This window comes from Xanthocytophaga agilis (genome assembly GCF_030068605.1).
GTDB classification, from domain to species: Bacteria; Bacteroidota; Bacteroidia; order Cytophagales; family 172606-1; genus Xanthocytophaga; species Xanthocytophaga agilis.
Genome location: NZ_JASJOU010000061.1, coordinates 1 through 572, shown reverse-complemented (window position 1 = coordinate 572; position 572 = coordinate 1). Strand labels below are relative to the sequence as shown.

At 42.0% G+C, this 572-nt stretch carries 2 protein-coding genes; both read right to left on the bottom strand.

What is annotated here, in order from left to right; all coding sequences use genetic code 11:
* Positions 1-119, bottom strand: a 119-nt coding sequence (locus QNI22_RS40200) for a twin-arginine translocation signal domain-containing protein (protein WP_314520333.1), incomplete at its 3' end; no start/stop codon positions are given.
* Between the two features lie 105 nt (positions 120-224).
* On the bottom strand, positions 225-572 hold a 348-nt coding region (locus QNI22_RS40195; RefSeq protein ID WP_314520331.1), incomplete at its 5' end, for a 3-keto-disaccharide hydrolase.

The following is a 572-nucleotide window of genomic DNA, read 5'->3' as shown; positions in this document are numbered from 1 at the left end:
TCATTTGAGCCAATGATACGTGCATAACTGGATGCACTCATACTCATGGCTAATCCGGCTGTTCCCAGAGCGGTCTTCTTTAGAAAATCACGGCGGGAGGTTTGATGATTGTTTTCCATGGAAATACTATCTGAATCAGGATGTGGAATAATTACTTTACTTGTTTTATCAAGAAACGCATTTGCCTTGCTTATTCCGGCAGGAAGCTATTCTGTCCGGATATATTATAACGTTTTAATCTTAATATTTCGGAATGATACTTCATCACCATGATCCTGTAGCAGGATATGGCCTTTGATTGCTTCTCCAAAACGTCCATTGGCGTTGTATTCCGGGGCTGCATATTTGCTCATACCTACAAGTTTTCTAAAGTCTTCGCTGCCACGTTCATACTCTACCACTTTTTTACCGTTTAACCAGTGTTCTACATGTTTGCCTTGAACCAGTACACGGCCTTCATTCCACTCGCCTATAGGCTTTGCAGCTTTATCTTTGGCTGTGATCAGATCATACAAGGAACCAACTGTACGATTGCCATCTCGGCCTTTTTTAGCATCCGGATGTTTATCGTC